Origin of the sequence: Pacificispira spongiicola, assembly GCF_012926505.1 — a bacterium.
Classification (GTDB): domain Bacteria; phylum Pseudomonadota; class Alphaproteobacteria; order UBA8366; family Aestuariispiraceae; genus Pacificispira; species Pacificispira spongiicola.
The window spans coordinates 813628-836025 of record NZ_JABBNT010000002.1; the positions used below are offsets into that span (position 1 = coordinate 813628).

Genomic DNA, 22398 nt, shown 5'->3' on the forward strand with positions numbered 1-22398 from the left:
GGACCTCCTGTCTGGGAAGAGGGTCAGGGCCTAGGAAATCTTGCCATCATTACCCCATCGGGTAGTGTGTGCCGCTCGGCACCGGGAAGTAGCCCGGTGGGTCGGTTTTGCCAAGCGCGGTTTTCCTGACCGTCGGGCGGGGAGACCGGTCGCAGACGGGGACTATTCGACACTAGATCAGGGGTTGTCGACGATGCGTGTAATTTCAGAGCTCGCCCAGGCAAGCTACCCGATCCGACGCGACAGCGCCGTTCACCCCGTTCCGGCGGAAGACGTCGCCTATCGCATTGCCGTGCGCGACCTGCGCCTGGACTGGAGCATCGGCGTCTTCGACTATGAACACCGCAAGGTCCAACCGGTCTGCATCAACCTGGATCTGGAAGCCGTGCCGCTGGACGATTGGGAAGCGGACGACTACGACGCCGTCCCCTGTTACGCCCGGATCGTCGAGCGCATCCAGCAGATGGCCGAAGAAGGCCATGTAAAGTTGGTCGAAACGCTGGCAAACCGAATCGCCGATTTGTGCCTGGAAGACCACCGCATCTTGTCGGCGAAGGTCCGCGTCGAAAAGCCGGAAGCCTTGGCGCTCGCGGCCTCCGTCGGTGTGGAAGTGACCCGCAGCCGCTGACCCGATTCGCGAAAACAGCCGCTGTCCGCTCGTTTCGCGGTGTGATGCTATTTCACGTCCCCGCGTAAAAATCGCCCGATTTCCGCGCATTCCGATCGACGCGCCCTGCCCCGACATTTCGGTCCTTGAACCGTCTCCGGCCCCACATGTAGGGTGCGGAACGATGTTGAACGGTACCGGGGTGGTATCATTTAGCCGACGTGAATGGGGCGAAACGGGCGGGAACCGTGGAACGAACGTTTTGGATACAGGGGCGCACCGGGCGCTATTGGCAGAATCTGGAAAGCCTCGAGTCTGACCAGACGGCCATCATGCGTTTGGGGGCGTTGATCAGCGAGGATCGTTACGACGAACTTCGCCTTATCCAGGCGCAGGTCTCCCCCATTTCCGGCGAAACCGAATATGCCGACATTGTCACCGTGCGCGACGGCCAAGTCGTGGATTCGCCCATGTTGCGGGCGCAGGCCGCCGCTGCGGCGCATTTCAACCTGCCCGACGACGAAGCGCCGATCCAGGCAGGTTCGGTTACCCAGAACACCGCCCCGTTCCAGCCGACCGGCCCTCAGCCGGACCTTCCGCCCGCGCCGGTGGGACACAATTCGGACAGCCGTGATACCACCGGACTGCCTCCCGAAGACATGCTGGACCCGGACAACCACCCCCAGCTTCGCTTCTGGCCGACGGTCAAACCGGAACATATGCAAGGCAGTCTGGGCCTGCATGGTGAGGAACATTGGGTCGAACAGGATCCGGAACCGGCGCCCCACCCCGCGTCGACCGCGGGCCGCCGCCAGATCGACGAATCCCGCGAACCGGCTTTCGAACGTCCATACGCGCCGCAGCCCTATTCCCCCCCGCCGAAATCGACGCCGAAACTGGCCGACGACGAATTCCTGGCGGGCGGTTGGCGCATTCCAGGCAATCTGAACGACGACGGCAATCCCGCGCCGTCCACGGATAGCGGCCTAAAGGCCCCCGGCACTGAGACGTATCAGCGCCGAAACCTGACCGCCGATCCGACGGAACGACGTTCCGGACAGACCCGCGTGCAAGGCTTCCTGTCATCCCTGCGCAAGCCTTCCACCCGTCGTCAGGGTCGCCGCGAAGATCCCACCGCCCCGCGTGAGCGGAAATCGAGCGGCAGTGCCAGCCGCGCCGCGTTGATGAGCGGCGTGTTCGCCGGCGCTCTTGCCTCCGGTCTTGCCTTGTCAGCCATCAATCCGGACTTCGCGGGCCGTGTCTTTGCCGGGATTTCCGGGCAATTCGGCACGATGCTGCCGAGCGCGGGCCTGATCGAGGCCATTGAATCCGGCGACCTGCAATCCGTTCGAGCGCGCCTTGCAGAAGGCGTCGATCCCAACATGGTTGATATGGAAGGCAATCCGGCCTTGCTGCGCGCCGCGCGGGCTGGAAACCTTGCCGCGGTCAGTCTGCTGCTGCAGGCGGGAGCGGATCCGACCCTGCCCAGCAAGGACGGCCGTTCCGTCCTGCACCGTGTCGCCGCCGAAGGCCGCAGTCAGGCCCTGCAACGCATGATCGATGCCGGGGCACCGGTCGATTTGGCGGGCGGCGTCTATGGCTGCCTGACGCCACTATCCGTCGCCGCCGCCAATGGCCGTGTCCGCGCCGCCTCTCTCCTGGCCGAGCGCGGGGCGGCGCTGACGGCGCAACGCGGCTGCAATGTCGGACCGATCGAAATCGCGGCGGCCCATCCTCATGTTCTCGCGCGGCTGGAACAAATTCGTGCCGAACAGGATGCGCTCGTTCGCCTGTCCGGCGCCGGACAAGCAACGAACCAAGTCAGCCCCGGAAGTGAATTGCTGACCGAGGCACTGACCGCCCCGGCACAGATGCAGGACGGTCCCGCCATTCCGGGTCAGACGGAATCCGCACCCGCCTTGGAAACCGCCCAGGCGGGCCAAGCCCCGTCCGGAGAGGCCCCGTCCGCCGCCGGTCGCGCCCTGGCCGAAGCCGTCGCCAAACTGGCCGATATCGAACCGGCCGCGACAACGGACGGCACCGATACCGCGACCGAAACCGCCTCTGTCTTCCAACCCCCGGCCAAGCCCGCCCCGCCCGTGGCGCAGGCCGACCCGCGCGTGTTCACGGCAAAACTGAAATCCGCGATCGATCGGGGCGATCAGGGGGCCGTTGTTGCCCTGCTGGACGGCGCACCATCCGACTTCAAACTGGATGAAGCCCGCTTTGCCGTGGAAGATTCCTTCGGGTCCGGTGTTCGATCCGCCCTGGAACAGGCGGCCCTCCACGGTCAGTCGGATATCGTCCGACTGCTGGTGTCGGACGGCGCCTCTATCCCGCCGCGCCTGATCCACCGCGTCGTTCAGAATGCCGACCGCCCCGATCTGGCCGGGATTCTGGGGGTGCTGCTTGAAAAAGGCGGCGACCCGAACGCCATGTCGGATGGCCTGACCCCGCTGATGCGCGCCTCGCTGAAAGGCGATCCGCAGACCGCCTATATGCTGATGGCCTTCGGCGCCGATCCGAAGATCGTGTCGACGGACGGACGTCAGGCGTCGGATTATGCCCGGGAAGCCGGACGCGCCGATCTGGAAGAACGCCTCGTCCTCGCCGCCAGCGAACAGGATTACGGCAATCTGATGATGGGATTGAGCTGGTCCGACACGCTGGCCAGCCTGCGCGACAAGATCGAGGTTTGTAAGGATATCGGTGACGATTTCACCGCCTGCAAACTGAATGTCGACAGCTTCCTGACAGATGCGAAAGTCGTCGTCGCACAGTTCGACAGAAAGGCGTCGGACCGTCTTGTCGCAATTCAGGTGGACAGTCGTCCGCTGACCAATCCGTCCTCCGCCATTGCGCAATTCGACGCCGCGCGGCGCGCCATTCAGGATCGTATTCCGGAAGGCCATGCGGGCTTCGTCACCGCCGAATACGAAAACCAGGAAACGCTGTTCCGCGATCTGCGTCCGGAAACCAATCGGGGCCGGTATTTCACCTATTGGCCCGATCAGGATCGCCGCCGCCCGGTCTTCATTCACTTGAAGCTGTCCGGCCTGGACGATCAGCACGGCTTCTACCGCCTGGTTATCGGCAACCCGTTCCGGGCCAGTTAACCGACGCGGCTGCTAGCCGCCCCAATTTTTCAGGGCTTCCGCAGCGGCTTCGATTTCCTCCGTCGATCCGGCAAAGGAAAACCGCACCGTTCGGTTGCCGCGATCCGCATCGAAATCCAGGCCGGAGGTAATTGCCACGCCGGTTTCGTTCAGGATGCGAGCGCAAAAATCACGACTGTCATTCGTGCGCGTCCCGACATCGGCATAGAGGTAGAAGGCCCCGTCCGACGGCGCCAAATCGCTGAAACCTGCCTTCGGCAGTTCCGCCAGCAGGAATTCCCGGTTCGCTCCGTAGCGTGCCAGATTGGCCTGCAATTCGTCATGGCAGTCGAAGGCCGCGACGGCCGCGATCTGGCTGAGTGTCGGCGGAGAGATGAACAGGTTCTGCGCCAGACATTCGACGGCGCGCAGCATGTCTTCCGGCACGACCAACCAGCCGAGCCGCCATCCGGTCATCGAGAAATATTTCGAGAAACTGTTCACCACCACCACGCCAGAATCGAGTCCGGCAGCGGATACGGCAGGCTCCCCAAAGGTGATGCCGTGATAGATTTCATCCGAAATCACCCGAATGCCCTTGTCTCGGCAATAGTCGAGCAACGCCGTCAGCGCCTCGCGTCCCAGCATGGTTCCTGCCGGGTTGGACGGCGACGCGACGATCAAGCCGTCGATCGGGCCGTCTTCCATCGCCTTTTCCAGCAAGGCCGGTGTCGGTTGGAAACGGTCTTCTGCCTGGGCGGGCAGCATGACCGGATCGATCCCCAGTGCCGACAGAATATGTCGGTAGCAAGGATATCCCGGCGCCGCCAGGGCGACACGATCCCCCGGATCGAAGGCGGCCAGGAAGCTGAGGATGAAGCCGCCGGACGACCCTGTGGTAACCACGATCCGGTCTTCCGGCACTTTGATTCCATAGCGGTCGGCATAATCCGTCGCGATCGCGGCGCGCAGTTCGGGAATCCCCAGGGCGACGGTATAGCCGATGCGATCCCCGTCTAGCGCCTTATGCGCGGCCTCGATCACGCCGCGCGGGGCAGAGGTACCGGGCTGTCCGACTTCCAGATGGTAGACCGCTTTCCCTTCGCGTTCGCGCAAGGCAGCCGCCCGCATGACCTCCATCACCAGGAATGCCGGAATGGCGCCCCGGCGGCCGACCTTCAGCGCCATCAACTACCGCTTTCGGAATATGGGGCCAGACCGTGACCGCGCGGATCGGAAACCGCCTGACAGGTGCGCGCTTCCGTAGATGTTCCGTCCAAGCCCTTGGGACAATAGATCGCCGAGGCGCGCCCCTGCCAATCGAGGCGCGAAACCTTATGTCCCTTCGCCGACAGGGATTGTGCCAAGGCATCGCCGTTTCGGTTTTCGACGATTACCGCATCGGGAACGTCGACCGCCAGGAAACGCGGTTCCTCGATGCTTTGTTCAATCGTCTGCCCGGCCAGCAACGTATCCGCCAGCACTTGCACGGTCGTGGCGGGGGCCAATGGTCCGCCGCTGGCCGCCAGCGCCATCTTGAACCGAAAGGTATTCGCATTGGTCACCATGACGGGGCCGAGGCCGAGCGGATTGCGACCCTGGAGTCCCGGTGCGGCGGCAAGAATGATACCCGTTCCGTCCGCAATCCGACCGGTGCCGAACGGATTGTACAGTGTCAGATTGCAGGCGATCCCCATCCCGTCCTTGTCGACGACGACGAACCCGGTTCCGGAAATCACCTCGGCCAATTGGCGGCCTTTCGGGTCCAACACGTTCCCCGGCGTCGGACGCGTCGGGTCATAGGTCGCCAACAAAGCGGCGGCACGATCCGGATCGGTAACTTGCTCCACGGGCATGCTGCTGTTGAAACCGGGCGCCAGCCAGGTCTTACGATCCGCGGAGGCACGCTTCATAACCTCCGCCAGAAGATGCGGGCGTTCCGACGCATCCGCCTCGGCGTAACGGTCATCATCCGCCAGCATTCGCCACATCACCGCTTCCATCGGACCACCGGCGGCGGGCGGCGGCGCGAAGGACAATTCGTCATTGTCATAAAGGATCGTAATCGGCAGGCGCCACGTCGGGGAATAGGCGCTCAATTCCTCAAAAGTCAGATTGCCGCCCGCGTTCTTTACGCCGTCGACAATTCGGCGGGCCAGCACCCCTTGGTAGAACGCTCCGGCCCCGTTGGCGCGAATCTGTCCCAAGACCCCGGCCAAGTCGGCCTGAATCAGCTTGTCGCCTTCCCCGACCAAGCGACCGCTGGGCGCGAAAACGCGGCTCATCGCCGGTTCCCGGTACAGCGCATCCGCCGCACGCGTCAATTCATAGGTCATGGCTCGCGAAACGCGATACCCCAACCGCGCCAGCCGTTCCGCCGGGGTTACGACTCCGCGCCAGGGGAACCGACCGTATCGCGCATGAAGCGCCGCCATCCCGCGCACAAATGTCGGCACGGCAGAAGGGCGATCGCCGCCCGTACCGGAGGCTGCGGGGGGCACGAAATCCAATACTTCCGTAAGGCCCAGCACGGCATCGTGGACGAGGCAGACACCGCCACCGCCCAACCCCGCCGCCTGCGGGTAGGTCACGGACAGCGCGAAGCCCATGGCCACGGCCGCATCAGCCGCGCTCCCTCCGGAGGTCAGAACATTGCGGCCGATCAGAGCCGCCGTCGGTTCTTCCGACGACACGCCGCCGTAAAACCCCTCGATATAGCCGACATTCCCATACTGGGATTCGCCCCCGCCGGAGCAGGCGGATACCGCAAACATTGCACCGGCGGCCGCCAGCGCGATTGAACGTCTGCGTAACGATCCGGCCACGACCATGCGCAGAGGGGGTTTGAACCGAAAGGGCACAATCCCTAGATTACGAGTCCTGAGAGGCGCGGTGAAACGCTCTTGCCATGATATCGGAGCACCGAACAAGGATGCGAACCCTCCTGCAAAATCTCCGTGGTCTCATGCGGTCATCCCGTCGGACCGCCGGATTGCTTATTCTTCTGGCCGCCATCACTGGCGGGGCGGCGGCGAGTGTGCCCGCTTCGCAGGCGTATGCGCAAGACCGCGATACGACCTTTATCCGCGATACGGAAATCGAAAACACGATCCGCTACTACCTGCAGCGCATATATGAAGCCGCCGGCGTGGATTCCAGCGCTATCAGCATTCATCTGATCCGGGACAATCAATTGAATGCCTTTGTTGCGGGCGGCCAGCGCATCTTCATTTATACCGGTTTGTTGACGCGCGCGGATAACGCCGGTCAGGTTATCGGCGTTATGGCCCACGAATTGGGGCACATCACCGGCGGTCATTTGTCCAAATTTCGTGACACATTGGAAAATTCGCAGGCCATGGCGATTGCCGGTATGTTGCTGGGCCTGGGCGGGGCGATCCTGACCGGAGACGGGCAAGCCTATGCCGCCGGTGCCTCCTTGGGGCAACAGATCGGGACACGCAACTTCCTGCAATATTCGCGAGCGAACGAACAGGCGGCGGATCAGGCCGCCGTGACCTTCCTGGACGAGGCCGGAATGTCGTCCAAGGGCATGCTGGAATTTATGACGATCCTGCACAATCAATCGAAACTCTACAGCGAGGGTGCCGACCCCTATACCCGCACCCACCCTCTGACCGAAGACCGTATCGCCTTCATCAAGCATCATGTCGAAGAATCGAAACTGAGCGACGTGCCGCTGCCGCCCGAATACGACCTGATTCATCAGCGGATGCGCGCGAAACTGATCGGCTATATCACCCCGCAACAGGCGCTGAAGACCTATCCGACATCGGACACGTCCGATCCCGCGCGCTATGCCCGGGCGATCGCCTATATGGAATTGTTCAAGGTCGACGACTCTTTGGCGGAGATCGATACGTTGCTGGCCAAACATCCGGACGATCCGTTCTATCACGAAACCAAGGGCGATATCCTGCAGCGGGCTCACCGCGTCGAAGAAGCCGCCGATTCCTATCGTGCCGCGATCAAGATGCTGCCCTGGGCAGCCCTGATCCGCACAAGTCTCGCCCGGGTGTTACTGGAAACCGGGAACCCGGACGACGTTCAGGAAGCCCTAGACAACGCGAACGTCGCCCTTGGATACGAACCGAATTTGACATCCGCCTGGAGCTTAAAGGGACAAGCCCATGAACGTCGCGGCGAGACCGGCATGGCCCTTCTGACCCAAGCGGAAGTCGCGATCCGGCGCGGCGACAAACCCCAAGCGAAAGCGCAGGCGAAGCGGGCGATGGAACTGCTGCCGGAAGGGTCCGGGTCCTGGATTCAGGCGCAGGACATTTCCTATCGCGCCGACGATAAGTGACATAGGTATTGTCCATTACGACCACCGGCGGGCGGCGGGGCCGAAGGTCACAGTCGCGCGATTGCCTCTTTTCCGGCCTCCGGGAACGGGATAAGACGACTGACCCTGCTGCAGACAAAGGAACCGACCCAGTGACCGCCCTTCCGATTTTCCGTGCCGGACGCATCGCGGCCTTCGCGTTTTTCGCCCTTCTAACCGTCTGCACCCTGCCTTTCTCCGGTCATGCCGAAGACGTCGATGCGACCGAACGCGCCAAGATCGAATCCGTCGTCCGCGACTACATCATGGCCAATCCGGAAATCATCGTGGATGCGCTGAAGGAATTGGAACGCCGCGAAAAAGTCGCCGCCGATGAAAAGCGCAGCGCCGTAATCGCCCAACTGGTGCCGTCCCTCTTGGCCGATCCCATGACCCCGGTCGTCGGCAATGTCGACGGCGACGTCGTCATGGTCGAATTCTTCGACTATCAGTGCGGATACTGCAAACGCCTGTTCCCCGATCTGAAAACGGCGATGGCCGAAGACGACGGGTTGAAGGTCGTCTTCGCCGAATATCCGATCCTCAGCCCGGCCTCCGTGGTTGCCGCCCGTGCAGCGATCGCCGCAAAGAACCAGGACAAATACTGGGACTTCCATGTTGCCCTGATGAGCCATGAAGGCCGTTTGGACGAAACCGTTATCATGGACGTTGCGGACTCCGTCGGCTTGGACACGGATCGGCTTGCGACCGACATGAAATCGGACGCCGTAACAACGCATCTACGCACCGTGCAAGCCATGGCCCAGGCCCTGGGCGTCACCGGGACCCCCGCCATGGTAATCGGCGATCAATATGTCGGCGGCTATGTCCCGTTGGCGCATTTGAAGGCGCTATTCGCGCAAGCCCGCGACAAGGCCAGTTGATCGGTGGTACTGCGCTATCCAGAAGCGCTGTCCGAAGGACGTCTGATCAAGCGGTATAAGCGGTTCCTCGCAGACGTTTTAATGAAGAACGGCCGAACCGTCGTCGCGCATTGCGGCAATCCGGGGTCCATGATGGGCCTGGCGGAACCGAACAGCCGCGTTTTCCTGCTGCCGAACCGGAATCCGACGGCGAAGCTCGCCTGGCGCTGGGAAATCGCCAGCCAGACCGTCCCGGATGCCGAGGGGATATCAGGAGAAGTCCTGGTCGGGATCAACACCAATCTGGCAAACCGGATCGTCGAGGCCTCCCTGACGGCGGGACGCATCCGTGCCCTTGCGGGATATCCGTCGATCCGACGGGAAGTGAAATACGGCAGCCGCAACAGCCGGATCGATTTTCTGCTGGAAGACGGCGAACGGTCCCTCTGCTATGTCGAAGTGAAAAGCGTCACCCTGCGCCGACCGGACGGTCCCGATCCGAGCGCGGCGCAATTCCCGGATGCGAAGACCGAACGCGGTGCCAAGCATCTGGCGGAACTGGCCGATCTGGCCAAAGCCGGAGACCGCGCGGTCATGCTCTACCTTGTCCAGCGGTCGGACTGCACCCATGTTTCTCTGGCCGACGACATCGATCCCGCCTATGCGCTGGCTTTCGCGGACGCGCGGGCTGCGGGCGTCGAGGCGATATGCTATGATTGCAAGGTCACGCCCGAGGGCATAGAACTCGGAAAACTGCTGCCCCTGAAGGCCTGACCGGGCCGGAACCGGGCGAAGACGTCACGAAAGAGTACCGGAAGACATGCTGTACAATACCGAAGCAGGCCGTATCAAACTCCACACGCCGGAAGATTTCGACGGTATGCGCAAGGCGGGTAAACTGGCCGCCGAAACGCTGGACTACATCACCGACTTCGTGAAGCCGGGGGTGACGACCGGCGAACTGGACCGCCTCTGCCACGAATTCATCACCGATAACGGCGCGATCCCGGCTCCGCTGAATTATCGCGGGTTTCCGAAATCGATCTGCACCAGCATCAACCATGTCGTCTGCCACGGTATTCCGGACGACGCGAAAAAGCTGGTCGACGGCGATGTGATGAATATCGACGTGACGGTCATCCTGGACGGGTGGTTCGGCGATACCAGCCGCATGTTCCCGGTCGGCGACAAGGTTTCCGTCAAGGCGCGCAACCTGATCGACGTCACCTACCAGTCCATGATGTTGGCGATCGAGGCGGTGAAGCCGGGCCTGCGCCTGGGCGATCTGGGCCATATCATCCAAAGCTTCGCGGAAGGGCATCGTTTTTCCGTCGTGCGCGATTTCTGCGGCCACGGCCTGGGCCGGGTCTTCCATGACGCGCCGAGCATTCTGCATTACGGCGAACCGGATACCGGGGTCGAACTGCGCGAAGGCATGTTCTTCACCATCGAACCGATGATCAATGCCGGGAAATATCCGGTAAAGGTCCTATCCGACGGCTGGACGGCGGTGACCAAGGACCGGTCCCTGTCGGCGCAGTTCGAACATTCGATCGGCGTCACGGCCACCGGTTACGAGATTTTCACCCGGTCGCCGAAAGGCTGGGACAAGCCCCCCTATCTCTAAGAGACCCGCTGCTTCATGTCGGATACGCCTCCGTCGTCGTCTGTGCACGACAAGCCCCACCACCTGGAGCATAGAAAGCGGCTAAGAACTCGCTTTATGAAGGATATGGGCGCGCATATGGAGGATTACGAACTCCTGGAGTTCCTCCTCTGCCAGACCATTCCCCGGCGCGACGTGAAGCCCCTGGCCAAGGCCCTGATTTCAGAATTCGGCGGTTTTGGCGCGGTGATCGCCGCCGATCCCGCGCGCCTCGCCGCCGTCAATGGGTTGGGGGACGCGTCCATTGCAGGTCTGAAATTGGTGCAACAAGCAAGCCTGCGGCTCCTGAAACAGGATATCGAGGGCGCGCATGTCCTGTCGTCCTGGGATGCGGTGCTGGATTATTGCCGCGCCGCCATGGGTCGGGAGAAGATCGAACAATTCCGGCTGCTCTTCCTCGACAACCGTAACCGCCTGATCGCGGACGAAGTTCAACAGCGCGGCACAGTCAACCATACACCGGTTTATCCCCGCGAGGTCGTCAAACGCGCCCTGGAACTGGGGGCCAGCGCCCTGATCATGGTACACAACCATCCGTCCGGCGACCCGACGCCATCTGGCGACGACATCGCCATGACGATCCAGGTTCGCGATGTTCTGTCCAAGGTCGATATCCGGCTGCACGACCACCTGATCATCGCCAAGTCCGATTTCCGCAGCATGAAAAGCGACGGCTATTTCTGATTAGAGGTCGAGCACCAAAGGGCCTTCTTTGACGCTGCTGACGCACAGACACATCTGCGTGTTGGCGGCCTTTTCCGCGTCCGTCAGATACATGTCCCGATGGTCGGGTATGCCGCTGATGACGCGGGTAACGCAGGTGCCGCAAATCCCCTGCTCACAGGACGTATCAACCGTAATACCGGCACGATCCAGGACATCCAGGATACTTTCGCCCGGTTCGACCCGAAGCGTCTGCCCGCTGGCGGCCAAGTGCAGTTCGAAACCCGCATCGGCGCCGGACTCGACCGGGGCGGCGTTGAAATATTCGACATGGACGCGATCTGCCGGGACCCCGGCCGATTCCACCACGGACACCGCACATTCCATGAAGGGGACGGGCCCGCAAATATAGAAATGCGTGCCGTCCGCCGCCGTCGCTATGGCGTCTTCCAGCGTGCGGCGCGTTTCTTCCGGGTCCAGTCCCGAATGGAACCGAACCTGTCCGCCCATCTTGGCGAGGTCCTCGTGGAAGGCCGCCAAGTCGAGGCTGCGGATAAAATAGTCCTTGCGGAACGATGTTCCGCGATCCTGTAACGCTTTTGCCATGGCATAAAGCGGCGTAACGCCGATCCCCCCGGCCAGCAAGACGGCGGGCGACGCATCCGAATGCAGGGCGAACAGGTTGCGCGGCGGCGATATGTCGATGCGGTCCCCCGGTGTCAGATTGTCATGCACAAAGGCCGATCCACCGCGCGACTGGGGTTCCCGCTTCACCGCGATACAATACCGGTCGCCCGACGCCCCCATGCCGGTCAGGGAATATTGCCGGGTCAGGCCGGGCGCCAGGAACAGATCGATATGCGCGCCGGGCTCCATCCGGGGCAATTCCCGGCCATCGGCGGCGCGCAGGGTGACGGCCCGAACTTCCGCCGTCAGATCGGCCACAGCCTCCACGATTGTCGGAATTTTCTCCATGGCGCGATCAGGCGACGTTCTTGGTTTCAGTGGACTCGTCAGTGGTTTCCCGTTCGCGATCCAGCATCTGGTCGATAATCCGGCGCCATCGCACGACACCGGCATCGGTCTCCAGCATGACGGGTCGCAGGTCGTCCGGATCGGACATTTGGCGTATCCGATGCTGAGCTTTGATCAAGGGTTCATCCTGGTCTTCGAAGGCGAACCGGCGCAGGTCGGCGATCTTCAGGCGCATCTCGTCGTTTTCCGTCGCCGGATTGATGTTCCACCGGCAGGCCGCCGTGAAGTAATGCGTCGTTTCGTCCGTTTCCGGCGTCAGGATGTGGATGCCGTAATAACCGGTACCTTCGGACTTCTCCGCCCCCGGCGGGCAGACACCGACATCGAGCAGCAAACAGCAGGGCGGGTCCCATCGGAAATCGGTCCAGCAATCCACATTCTGCCCGTCCTGCCGAAAGATCATGTCGAACATGCTGGGCGGCGGCACGTCGCGGGCATAGCGGACGACATTCAACGTAGCGCCGGTCTGCGCGATTTCCGTTGGGGCGGCGACCATCGGCTCGTTCCCCAGGATGCCGTCATGGACGAAGCTGGTATGGGAACAGTCCAACAGATTGTCGACGATCAGATCGTAGGGCGCGTCCATGACGAAATGGTCGAAGCGCGTAACGCCGTATTCGTCGATCTTGGAATAATCGGGAATCAGCGCCGGATCGGCCTGGGCCGCGTCGCCCATCCATATCCAAATGGCGGAATGACGTTCATGGGTCGCGAAGACCGGCACGGCGGCGTTGCGGGGAATCTTGCCGGACGGATGCGGATTACGGACGCATTTCCCGTCCAGGCCGAATTCCAGCCCGTGGTAACAGCATTTCACGATGCCGTCGGCATATTTACCCATCGACAGCGGGGCGAAGCGATGCGGACAGCGGTCCAGCATCGCGACCGTATCACCGTTCGCATCGCGCAGCAGAACGATCGGCTTGCCGCAGAAGGTGCGGGCGAATAGGTCCCCCTCCCCGACTTCTTCGGACCAAGCCGCGAAATACCAAGTGTTTTTAACGAATTCCATGACCAATCCTCCTGCAGGCTTACGCGGATCGGCCCGGCGGCACTGCACCGGGCCGCCCGGTCTTACTTCATCGAACATTCACCGATATACGGGTCTTCGGGCTGGGCCATGACCAGTTGCGGATCCTGAACGCCCCAGTTTCCGTCCGCGTCCTTGCCCACCTTCATCAGGTAGAAGTTATCCAGGACAAAGTGGTTGGAACCGAGACCGATATCCCCGCGCGTGCTGTCGAAATCCATTTCCTCCAGCGCCGCGACGGTCTTGTCGCCGTCGGACAGGTCGCCGCCGGTTTTCGCGACAGCGGAGGCGATTAGGTTGATCGCGTCATAAGCCGCTGCCGCATAATTCGACGGCAGGCGGTCGTACTTTGCCTTGAAGGTTTCTACGAACTTGGCATTCGCGGCATTGTCCATCTGCGGATACCAGTAATCGACCAGGGTCGTACCCAGCGCGACCGACAGGTCGGCGCCCTGCAATGTCGGCAGAACGGTCTGATCCAACATGTAGACGGAATAGAGATCGATCTTCTTTGCCAGACCGGACTGATCGAACTGCTTCAGGAACGTCGCCGTCCGCCCCGGATAGAAGACGAACAGGGCTTCCGCATCGCTGGCCGCGACCTTTGAAAGTTCCGCGGAAAAATCGAGCTGCGGGTCGGATCCCCATTTCGTGAAATCGCGGCCGACGATTTCGCCCCCGAAGGTCCGTTCCATACCGGCGACGACATCCTTCCCGGCGGCATAGTTCGGGGCCATTGTATAAATCTTCTTAACCCCGTTCTTCGTCAGGGCCTCGCCCAAGGCTTCGGACATCAAATCGCCTTGCCCGCGCATGCCGAAGAATTTGTCGTGACATCCCTTCCCTGCCATCTGCGACGGGCCGGCATTCGTGCTGATCAGGATCGTACCGCTGTCCCGGGCAACCTTCTGGGACGCCAACAGAACATGCGACCAGACATAGCCGGTCAGGAAATCGACCTTGTCCTGTCGGATCAGTTTTTCCGTCTTCTGGCGTCCGCCGTCGGCATTCAGTCCGTCATCTTCGATGATCAGGGTAACCGGACGGCCCGACATTTCCCCACCCAGATTTTCCACGGCCAGTGTCGCCGCATCGGCGACTTCATTGCCCAGGACCGCCGCGCCGGTGGTCAGGGTCGTAACGACGCCGATCTTGATCGGGTCGGCTGCCATTGCGGGGATTGAGGTAAATCCGGTTCCGGATAGACACAGGGCGACAGACGCCCCAAGAAGCGCTTTCTTCATTATATCCTCCCATTGAGCGGCCCTTTTTAGGCCCTTTCATAATTTATATACCGATTGATCGGTATATTTTTAATATGCCATTGTGAATGACGATTTCAACGGTTTTTTGCCGCACCCGTTGTCAAGGAAGACCCTTGTACATTGAGGACCGTGGTCGAAAGCGATTAACGGGGCTTTTTAATGGGGAGAGCGCTCACTATCATGCTCTCGCCTTTTGGGAGACCCCAATGAACGACATCCGACCGGAAAACGAACCGCCCCCATACCGCCGTCGAACCCAGAAGGAACGGCGGGAGGAAACGCGTGCGCGCCTGCTGGACGCGACGATCCAGGTCATTCTGCACCACGGCTATGCCGGGATGTCCACTGCGCTGGTCGATGCCGAAGCAGGCGTCTCCAGCGGCGCACGCAACTATCATTTTCCGACGAAGCTTGAACTGGTGGCGGAGGCAACCCGCAACGCCTATGACCATGCCCTGGAGCTGGGCCGCCGCCGGGCGGAACAAGCGCTGACCTCGGACTACCCGCTGAACGACCTATTGGACGATTTGAAGTCCATCTATTTCGATTGGCCCTATCTGGTCGCCCAGGATGTCGTAATCGCCGCCCGCACCGACGCCGCCCTCATGGATAAGGTTGCACCGATCCTGGGCACATACCACGAAGCCTTGCGAAAGACCTGGACGGAATTGTTCGTGAAGCGTGGTCTGGCGCAAGCCGACGCGGAGACGGTCTTCGACCTCGCGCTGAACCTTATTCGCGGGATGGGAATCAACCGGGTCTGGCGGCAGGATAAAGACCACCAGGCGCTCCTGATCGCCCAATGGGCCGAACGGTATCACCCGCTCTTCAAGTAGACGGAATGGGGTGGCGTTACGCCGCCGCCGATGCCTGCGCCAATCGTCCGAACTTGACCAGCAGGTAATCGACGTTATCCGCGCCGAATTCCTCAACGATATCCTCGTTTTCGGTCAGCACATGTTCCAGCAGGCGGCGCATGCGTTGGTCGGGGTCGTCGTCGGTGCGTTCCAGTTCCGTGCTGTGCACCATATCCAGCGCGGCACGATAGGCGGGTAAAAGCGCCGGCGGCATGCCCGCTTTCTGATACAGGGATTTCAGCCCCAACTCGCCTTCGTCATGGATCAGCAATTGGGCATTGGATACAGGCACGCCGGACAGGGCCGCCATGGCGTATTCGAAGAACATGACATCGCCGACACACAGCGCGCGCAGGATGATCGACGGCGTCAGGCGCCCATTGTCCCGCATCTGCGTAACGAGGGCTTCGACCTCCTTCGCCCCGCCGCCGCTTAGGCGCAGTGTCGCCTTTTCGCGGCTTTGCAGGATGACGTCGGTCGCCGTTTCTTCCGGCAATTCGTGATGCCGGACCAGATAGTCCTTCAGATGATCCGCGACACGGGCGACCAGCTTTTCCGCCACCTGCACCGGCAGATGCGGGCGGTGCACCAGCGGTTCCTGAACACGCGGGGAATCGCCGTGCTTTTCGACCACTTTATTCAGTGACGTCTCGCTGATCTCGGCGCCGCTGTTCGACACCAGTGCAACCACCGCATCCTCGTCGCCATGATCGACGATCGCGTCGGAAACGGACTCGGACACCTCCGGCCGTTCCGCGACGGCCTTGGTGCGGGTCATGTTCTGTTGCCGGACGATTTCGACCAGATCGTTGTCGGTCAGCGCCGTTGAGAATTGCAGCATCGGCAGCGCCACGGAATCCGAAAGATCCATGGCCAGACTGCGTGCCACGTCGCTGGTGATGTTGGACGAATCCTTCAGCTTGTCGGACAGCGTCGCGCGGACGCGTTCTTCCGCGTCCTGAACCATGATGCGGAAGATGTCTTCGGCAAGCTTCCGTTCCGCCGGCGTCATGGAGCCGGATTCGAATTCCGTCGCGATCTTACCCGCCGCATCCGCCCGGTTCGCGCCGGAAGGGTCGGTCAGCAGACGTTGAACATCCAAGGCGGTGAGTTTTTCTGCCATCGGCCTGCCGTCCTGATTGTTTCCATTTCCCGACAAAATCCCGGCGCCTCTTCTTGGCATCTTCATGCCGGGATATCTGTTTTTACCGCTCTAGAATACGCGCAGCCGTGCAAATCTCCAAGGCTGGCCTATACGACCGGCGGAATCTGGATCGCATTTTCGCTAAACCCGGAAGGAAACGGGTGTTTTCGCGGTATTATGATCCCATCAACGCCTTGACATGCGCCGCCGCCGACCGACCCAGCGCATCCAGGTCGTAGCCCCCTTCCAAGGCGGAAACGACGCGACCCTGGGCGTGTTTTTCCGCAATTTCGATCAAGGCGGTGGTCGCCCAGGCGAAATCCGCTTCCTCCAGATTCTCCTGCGCCAGCGGATCGTCCTTATGCGCGTCGAACCCGGCGGAGATCATGACCAGTTCCGGCCCGAACGTATCCAGCGCGGGCAGGACGATATCGGTGAAGGCGTGCCGAAAATCATCCGACCCCGCATAGGGCGGCATCGGGGCGTTGACGATATTGTTCGCAATGCCGGTTTCCCGACGCTTGCCCGTTCCGGGATACAAGGGTGACTGATGGGTCGAGGCATAGAACAGCAACGGTTCGTTTTCGAACATCGCCTGGGTGCCGTTGCCGTGATGCACGTCGAAATCGATCACCGCGATCCGTTGAAGATCATGCGCCTGCCGCGCATGGCCCGCCCCGATCGCGATATTGTTGAACAGGCAGAACCCCATCGACCGATCCGGTTCCGCATGATGCCCCGGCGGGCGCACGGCACAGAAGGCGCGTTTCGCATCGCCCCGCATCACCGCATCGACGGCGGCGACCACCCCACCGGCGGCCCGCAACGCGGCTTCCTTCGATCCCGGCCCAAGGGACGTATCGGCATCGATTTGAAGATGCCCTTCTTCCGGGAAAACCTGAAGCATGCCATCGACATAAACAGTCGGATGCATCAGCAACAGATGCGCCCGCGTCGCCATCGGCGCTTCCCGCCGCTCCAGCTCTGCGAAGTCGGGACCTTCCAGGGCTTTCAGCACCGCGGCGAGGCGCGCGGGCTGTTCCGGGTGGCCGTCGCCCATATCATGACCGGCACAGGCCGGATGGGTGAACAGCAGCGTCTTCATCGGCACGTTTCCTCTTTCTTTTTCGTATTCTACCCTAGAGCGGTGCCCCCCTGACTGAAAACCCAAAACATCATCCGGCGAGGCGCGGCACCGGTTGCATCGCCCCCATGCGTCGCCGTACACTGGCCGCCCGAAGAGAGAGGACCATTTTCGACAATGAGTGACAGTGACAAGCCCGCGATCGACGCCATGACTTTCGAACAGGCCATGGGGGAATTGGAATCCATCGTCCGCGGCCTGGAATCCGGCGACATCGCGCTGGAAGAAAGCATCGCCGCCTATGAACGCGGCGTTGCCCTGAAAAAGCATTGCGAAGACAAATTGGCCGGCGCTCGCGCGCGGATCGACAAGATCACGGTGGGGCAGGACGGATCGATATCGGCGGAGCCCACTCAAATCGACTGACACCATTCGGGCGGCCGCCCGGATGGCATTGCGATCAAGGAAAACGGAATGACCGAACTTGCGCGGGCCATGGCTTCCCTGGCCGAAAGACTGGAAGGTGTGCTCGACCGGATGCTGCCGCATGAGGATGCCCCGGAACGCGGCCTTGTGGAGGCCATGCGCTATGCCACGTTGGACGGCGGCAAACGCATTCGCCCCTTCCTGGTTGCGCAGAGCGCCGCCCTGTTCAATGTCAGCGAGAATGCGGCCTTACGGACAGGCGCGGCCTTGGAAATGGTGCATTGCTATTCCCTGGTTCACGACGATTTGCCAGCGATGGACGACGACGCCCTGCGCCGGGGAAAACCCACCGTGCACAAACGCTATGACGAGGCGACGGCGATCCTGGCGGGGGATGCCCTGCTGACCCGTGCCTTCGGTATCCTGGCGTCGGATTCGACCCATTCCAATCCGTCTGTGCGCTGTGAATTGGTCGCGGAACTGGCGAAGGCGGCAGGCCATCACGGCATGGTCGGCGGACAGATGATCGACCTGACGGCGGAACACACCGATTTCGACATCGGGGCGATCACCCGCCTGCAACGGTTGAAAACCGGTCGCCTGATCGATTTTTCCTGTCAGGCCGGGGCTATCCTGGGCCGCGCGCCCGTCGGCGCTCGGGAAGCCCTGCGCGGCTATACCCATGATCTGGGCCTCGCCTTCCAAATCGCCGACGATTTGCTGGATGTCGAAGGCGATGCGAAAACAGTCGGCAAGGCCGTCGGCAAGGATGCGGAAAAAGGGAAAGCGACCTTCGTATCCATCCTGGGCGCCGAACAGGCCCGCGACCAAGCAAGCCGCCTTGCCAGTCAGGCGATCGCCCATTTGAAGCCCTTCGCGGAAAAGGCCGATCTCCTTCGGGAACTCGCCCATTTCGTGGTCAATCGGAAGCACTAAGGCACCCCCGCCGCCTCAGGTCAAATGCCCACTCTTGGCAATTATTGCCTCATACGGCTTCAAGAACCGACATTACATCGCGGGCGCCGAATTATTGAAATCAAGCCGCTCTTTATTGCACATAATTATTATTAACCTCTCAAATAAAGTCCTACCAATAATATAAAATCGTTCTACAGGCACAACCCGATAATATTTTTATTGTTATTATTATATGTGATACGCTTCGACATAATCATAATGTCAGAAAATAAATTAGGTAACTGGCTATGGATACCGAGGAAACCTGGGCGAGCATCGACAATATCTCCCATCCCTTAGTCAAGGAATTCGCCGCATATTGGAGCAGCCTTCGGAAAGGTCGACGGGTACCCGCACGCCGGGATTTTGAGCCATTCGACGCCAAGCGCTTCCTACCCCATTTATTCCTGCTGGATGTCGAAAGACCGGCAATGCGGTTCAAAGGTCGGGTCGTTGGAACGCGGATCGCCGAAACGCTCGGATACGATTATACCGGCAAGTATCTCGACGAAGTCGTCTCGGAACCGTACTACGCACAATTAAAACAGGACCTTACCTCCGTCGCGGAAGAAGGAATCCTGCACTACCGCCTCACCACGCTGGACTGGAACGACAAACCCTACTCCGTCTATTCCCGCCTCTATGCGCCGCTGACCACAAATACAGATCAAATAGATATCGTTGTGGGTATCGCGATCGTCACCAATTCAGGTGATATCCGCCAAAAGGAAGACCTGATCCGGTCCGTGTTGATGAGTCAGCGGTCCATCAGCGCCCGAATCGTCTTGCCGGAATAGCCCCTCCGGGATGCACGCCGACGGGACCGGTCTGGGCATCGTCGAGCTGACGACGGCACGGACAGACCATATTTACCGTCGGGTTTTTCCTGGAAAATGTCTGGATTCCGGGCTAGGTCATTGCGGATAGCTAGACACTGATACAGGTAGTTCCGTGGTGATCGATCAGACGCCCCTTCTCGACCAGATTTCCGTTCCGGCAGATCTTCGGACGCTTCAGCCCGGCCAGTTGCGCCAGGTCGCGGATGAATTACGCGCTGCCACGATCCGCGCCGTGTCGCAGACCGGCGGGCATTTGGGGGCCGGTCTGGGTGTCGTCGAACTGACGACGGCCCTGCATTACGTCTTCAACACGCCGGACGATCGGTTGATCTGGGATGTCGGACATCAGTGCTACCCCCATAAGATCCTGACCGGACGCCGCGACCGTATTAACACGCTGCGCCAAGCCGGCGGGTTGAGCGGCTTCACCAAGCGGTCGGAAAGCGAATACGACCCATTCGGCGCAGCGCACAGCTCCACCTCGATTTCCGCAGGGCTGGGCATGGCCGTGGCGCGCGATCTGGCGGGCGGCAACAACCACGTCATCGCCGTGATCGGCGACGGCGCGATGTCGGCCGGGATGGCCTATGAAGCCATGAACAACGCGGGCGCGATGAATTCCCGCCTGACGGTGATCCTGAACGACAACGACATGTCGATCGCCCCACCGACCGGCGCAATGAGCGCCTATCTGTCGCGGCTTCTATCGTCCAAATCCTATTTGGGCCTGCGCGAGATCGGCAAGCACATTGCCGAACGCTTCCCGCGCCAGTTCGAGCGCGCCGTCGAAAAGGCGGAGGAATTCGCCCGCGGCTTCGTTACCGGCGGCACCCTGTTCGAGGAAATGGGCTTCTACTATGTCGGGCCGATCGACGGTCACAACATGGACCATCTGCTGCCCGTCCTGAAAAACGTCCGAGACGCAAAAGATGCGGGCCCAGTACTGATCCATGTCGTGACGCAAAAGGGCAAGGGGTACGAACCAGCGGAAGCCAGCGCGGACAAATATCACGGCGTCGCCAAATTCGATGTCGTCACCGGCGCGCAGCACAAGCCGAAACCCAATGCCCCAGCCTATCAGAACATTTTTGGCGAGGTTCTGTCGAAACTGGCGGAAAAGGACGACAAGATCGTCGCGATTACCGCCGCCATGCCGTCCGGCACGGGCGTAAATCTGTTCGAAAAGGCCCATCCCGAACGGACCTTCGATGTTGGGATCGCCGAACAACACGCGGTCACCTTCGCCGCCGGGATGGCGACGGAAGGCTACCGTCCCTTCGCCGCGATCTATTCGACATTCCTACAGCGCGGCTACGACCAGGTCGTGCACGACGTTGCGATCCAGAAGCTGCCGGTCCGCTTCGCCATCGACCGGGCGGGTTATGTCGGGGCGGATGGGTCGACTCATTGCGGGGCATTCGATCTGGCCTATCTGTGCTGCCTGCCCGGTTTCGTCGTCATGGCGCCATCGGACGAGGCGGAACTGGCCCATATGGTCGCGACGGCCGCCGCCATCGACGACTGTCCGTCCGCCATCCGTTATCCGCGCGGCGAAGGCACCGGCGCGGACCTGCCGGAAGTGCCCAAAGTGCTGGAGATCGGCAAGGGCCGCATTCTGCGCGAGGGCAAGACCGTCGCCATCCTATCGCTGGGCACGCGCCTGCAGGACGCCCTGGCCGCCGCCGACGATCTGGCCGCGCGCGGCCTGTCCGCCACGGTCGCCGACGCCCGGTTCGCGAAACCGGTCGATACGGACCTGATCGACCGGCTGGCCCGCGACCACGATTTGCTGATCACCGTCGAAGAAGGTTCCGTCGGCGGTTTCGCCACGCAGGTCTTGGATCATATGACCAAAGCCGATCTGTTGCAGACAGTGAAGCTGCGCACCCTCTACATGCCGGATCGCTTCCTGGATCAGGACAAACCGGAACGCCAGGTCGCCGATGCGGGATTGGACGCCGCCGGGATCGTGAAAACGGCCCTGGATGCGTTGGGGATCGAATCCGCGCCGGACGAAACCGTTTCCGGTAAGGACAGACCCGCGCGCGCCTGATACGGTCGTTCGCAAAGAGTGATTGTCGGATCGCTGTCATGACCCGTTCGGGCCTTCGCCTGATTTATCTTCTGCTGGGACTGCTGTTTACCGGGCTGGGGCTCGTCGGGGCCTTCCTGCCCCTGCTGCCGACCGTGCCGTTCCTGCTGCTGGCGGTATGGTGTTTCGCGCGGTCCAGCCAAAGGCTGCATACTTGGCTGTATTCCCATCCGCGTTGGGGACCGCCGATACAAGATTGGGATCGATACGGCGTCGTCCCAATCCGTGCGAAGATCCTGTCCTGTTCGATGATGAGCGTCAGCATGATCCTGATGCTGCTGACGACCGATCTGGCCCTGTGGCATTACGGCGCGATTGCAGCCTTCTTGACCGCGGTGGGTGTCTGGATTGTCACACGTCCCAGCCATCCGCCATCGCCAGAAGACGACGGCGCTTCCCTGGACCAATAAATTCGGCCATAAGGCCATCC

At 61.3% G+C, this 22398-nt stretch carries 20 protein-coding genes; 13 read left to right on the top strand and 7 right to left on the bottom strand.

Translation table 11 applies throughout. The features are described from left to right. Positions 1-193 precede the first annotated feature (193 nt). Both folB and HH303_RS20285 read left to right on the top strand, forming a co-directional pair. Complete coding sequence (gene folB, locus HH303_RS09135; RefSeq protein WP_169624975.1) at positions 194-628, top strand: dihydroneopterin aldolase; 435 nt, start codon at positions 194-196, stop codon at positions 626-628. Between the two features lie 227 nt (positions 629-855). After that, entirely contained in the window at positions 856-3723 is a 2868-nt protein-coding gene (locus tag HH303_RS20285; protein WP_169624976.1) for an ankyrin repeat domain-containing protein, read from the top strand. 12 nt (positions 3724-3735) lie between these two features. Here HH303_RS20285 and HH303_RS09145 read toward each other — a convergent pair whose 3' ends face one another. Together HH303_RS09145 and HH303_RS09150 are read right to left on the bottom strand one after the other, a co-directional pair. Next, positions 3736-4890 carry a pyridoxal phosphate-dependent aminotransferase gene (locus HH303_RS09145; RefSeq protein ID WP_169624978.1) on the bottom strand — a complete coding sequence of 385 codons (1155 nt, stop codon included), beginning with the start codon at positions 4888-4890 and terminating at the stop codon, positions 3736-3738. Next, positions 4890-6476 (bottom strand): gamma-glutamyltransferase, encoded by a 1587-nt coding sequence (locus tag HH303_RS09150; protein WP_169624980.1) that lies wholly within the window; start codon positions 6474-6476, stop codon positions 4890-4892. Before HH303_RS09150 ends, HH303_RS09145 begins: the two co-directional genes overlap by 1 nt. Before the next feature lie 218 nt (positions 6477-6694). Here HH303_RS09150 and HH303_RS09155 point away from each other — a divergent pair, with 218 nt between their 5' ends. The 5 genes from HH303_RS09155 (at position 6695) to radC (ending at position 11260) form a co-directional block, all read left to right on the top strand. After that, positions 6695-8029: a M48 family metalloprotease gene (locus tag HH303_RS09155; protein ID WP_169624981.1), complete on the top strand. Its 1335-nt coding sequence runs from the start codon at positions 6695-6697 to the stop codon at positions 8027-8029. 131 nt (positions 8030-8160) lie between these two features. Further along, positions 8161-8931 carry a DsbA family protein gene (locus tag HH303_RS09160; RefSeq protein WP_169624982.1) on the top strand — a complete coding sequence of 257 codons (771 nt, stop codon included), beginning with the start codon at positions 8161-8163 and terminating at the stop codon, positions 8929-8931. A 3-nt stretch (positions 8932-8934) separates the two neighbouring features. After that, on the top strand, positions 8935-9684 hold the full coding sequence (gene sfsA, locus HH303_RS09165; protein WP_319637353.1) for a DNA/RNA nuclease SfsA: 750 nt from the start codon (positions 8935-8937) through the stop codon (positions 9682-9684). A 46-nt stretch (positions 9685-9730) separates the two neighbouring features. After that, entirely contained in the window at positions 9731-10537 is an 807-nt protein-coding gene (map, locus tag HH303_RS09170; RefSeq protein WP_169624983.1) for a type I methionyl aminopeptidase, read from the top strand. Positions 10538-10552: 15 nt separating this feature from the next. Then, on the top strand, positions 10553-11260 hold the full coding sequence (radC, locus tag HH303_RS09175) for a RadC family protein (protein WP_169624984.1): 708 nt from the start codon (positions 10553-10555) through the stop codon (positions 11258-11260). On the opposite strand, the gene HH303_RS09180 is transcribed toward radC, so the two are convergent. From HH303_RS09180 to HH303_RS09190, 3 genes are all read right to left on the bottom strand, one after another. Then, on the bottom strand, positions 11261-12214 hold the full coding sequence (locus HH303_RS09180) for a PDR/VanB family oxidoreductase (RefSeq protein ID WP_169624985.1): 954 nt from the start codon (positions 12212-12214) through the stop codon (positions 11261-11263). 7 nt (positions 12215-12221) lie between these two features. After that, positions 12222-13286 (bottom strand): aromatic ring-hydroxylating dioxygenase subunit alpha, encoded by a 1065-nt coding sequence (locus HH303_RS09185; RefSeq protein WP_169624986.1) that lies wholly within the window; start codon positions 13284-13286, stop codon positions 12222-12224. 62 nt (positions 13287-13348) lie between these two features. After that, complete coding sequence (locus HH303_RS09190; RefSeq protein ID WP_169624987.1) at positions 13349-14548, bottom strand: ABC transporter substrate-binding protein; 1200 nt, start codon at positions 14546-14548, stop codon at positions 13349-13351. A gap of 227 nt (positions 14549-14775) precedes the next feature. Between HH303_RS09190 and HH303_RS09195 the strand changes: the two genes are divergently transcribed. Further along, complete coding sequence (locus HH303_RS09195) at positions 14776-15405, top strand: TetR/AcrR family transcriptional regulator (RefSeq protein WP_169624988.1); 630 nt, start codon at positions 14776-14778, stop codon at positions 15403-15405. Positions 15406-15421: 16 nt separating this feature from the next. Here HH303_RS09195 and HH303_RS09200 read toward each other — a convergent pair whose 3' ends face one another. Both HH303_RS09200 and HH303_RS09205 read right to left on the bottom strand, forming a co-directional pair. After that, a complete protein-coding gene (locus HH303_RS09200) occupies positions 15422-16549 on the bottom strand; it encodes a DUF2336 domain-containing protein (protein WP_169624990.1) in 1128 nt (375 codons plus the stop codon). Positions 16550-16745: 196 nt separating this feature from the next. Then, on the bottom strand, positions 16746-17675 hold the full coding sequence (locus HH303_RS09205) for a histone deacetylase family protein (protein WP_169624991.1): 930 nt from the start codon (positions 17673-17675) through the stop codon (positions 16746-16748). Between the two features lie 156 nt (positions 17676-17831). Here HH303_RS09205 and HH303_RS09210 point away from each other — a divergent pair, with 156 nt between their 5' ends. The 5 genes from HH303_RS09210 (at position 17832) to HH303_RS09230 (ending at position 22378) form a co-directional block, all read left to right on the top strand. Further along, on the top strand, positions 17832-18080 hold the full coding sequence (locus HH303_RS09210) for an exodeoxyribonuclease VII small subunit (protein WP_169624993.1): 249 nt from the start codon (positions 17832-17834) through the stop codon (positions 18078-18080). Positions 18081-18128: 48 nt separating this feature from the next. Then, the gene (locus tag HH303_RS09215; protein ID WP_169624995.1) at positions 18129-19016 is read left to right on the top strand and encodes a polyprenyl synthetase family protein; all 888 of its coding nucleotides are present in this window, start codon (positions 18129-18131) and stop codon (positions 19014-19016) included. Positions 19017-19285: 269 nt separating this feature from the next. Next, positions 19286-19834, top strand: coding sequence for a PAS domain-containing protein (locus HH303_RS09220; RefSeq protein ID WP_169624997.1), 549 nt, complete (start codon positions 19286-19288; stop codon positions 19832-19834). A 154-nt stretch (positions 19835-19988) separates the two neighbouring features. Next, complete coding sequence (dxs, locus tag HH303_RS09225; RefSeq protein ID WP_319637355.1) at positions 19989-21929, top strand: 1-deoxy-D-xylulose-5-phosphate synthase; 1941 nt, start codon at positions 19989-19991, stop codon at positions 21927-21929. A gap of 38 nt (positions 21930-21967) precedes the next feature. Then, positions 21968-22378, top strand: coding sequence for a YbaN family protein (locus HH303_RS09230; RefSeq protein ID WP_169625001.1), 411 nt, complete (start codon positions 21968-21970; stop codon positions 22376-22378). Positions 22379-22398: the final 20 nt, after the last annotated feature.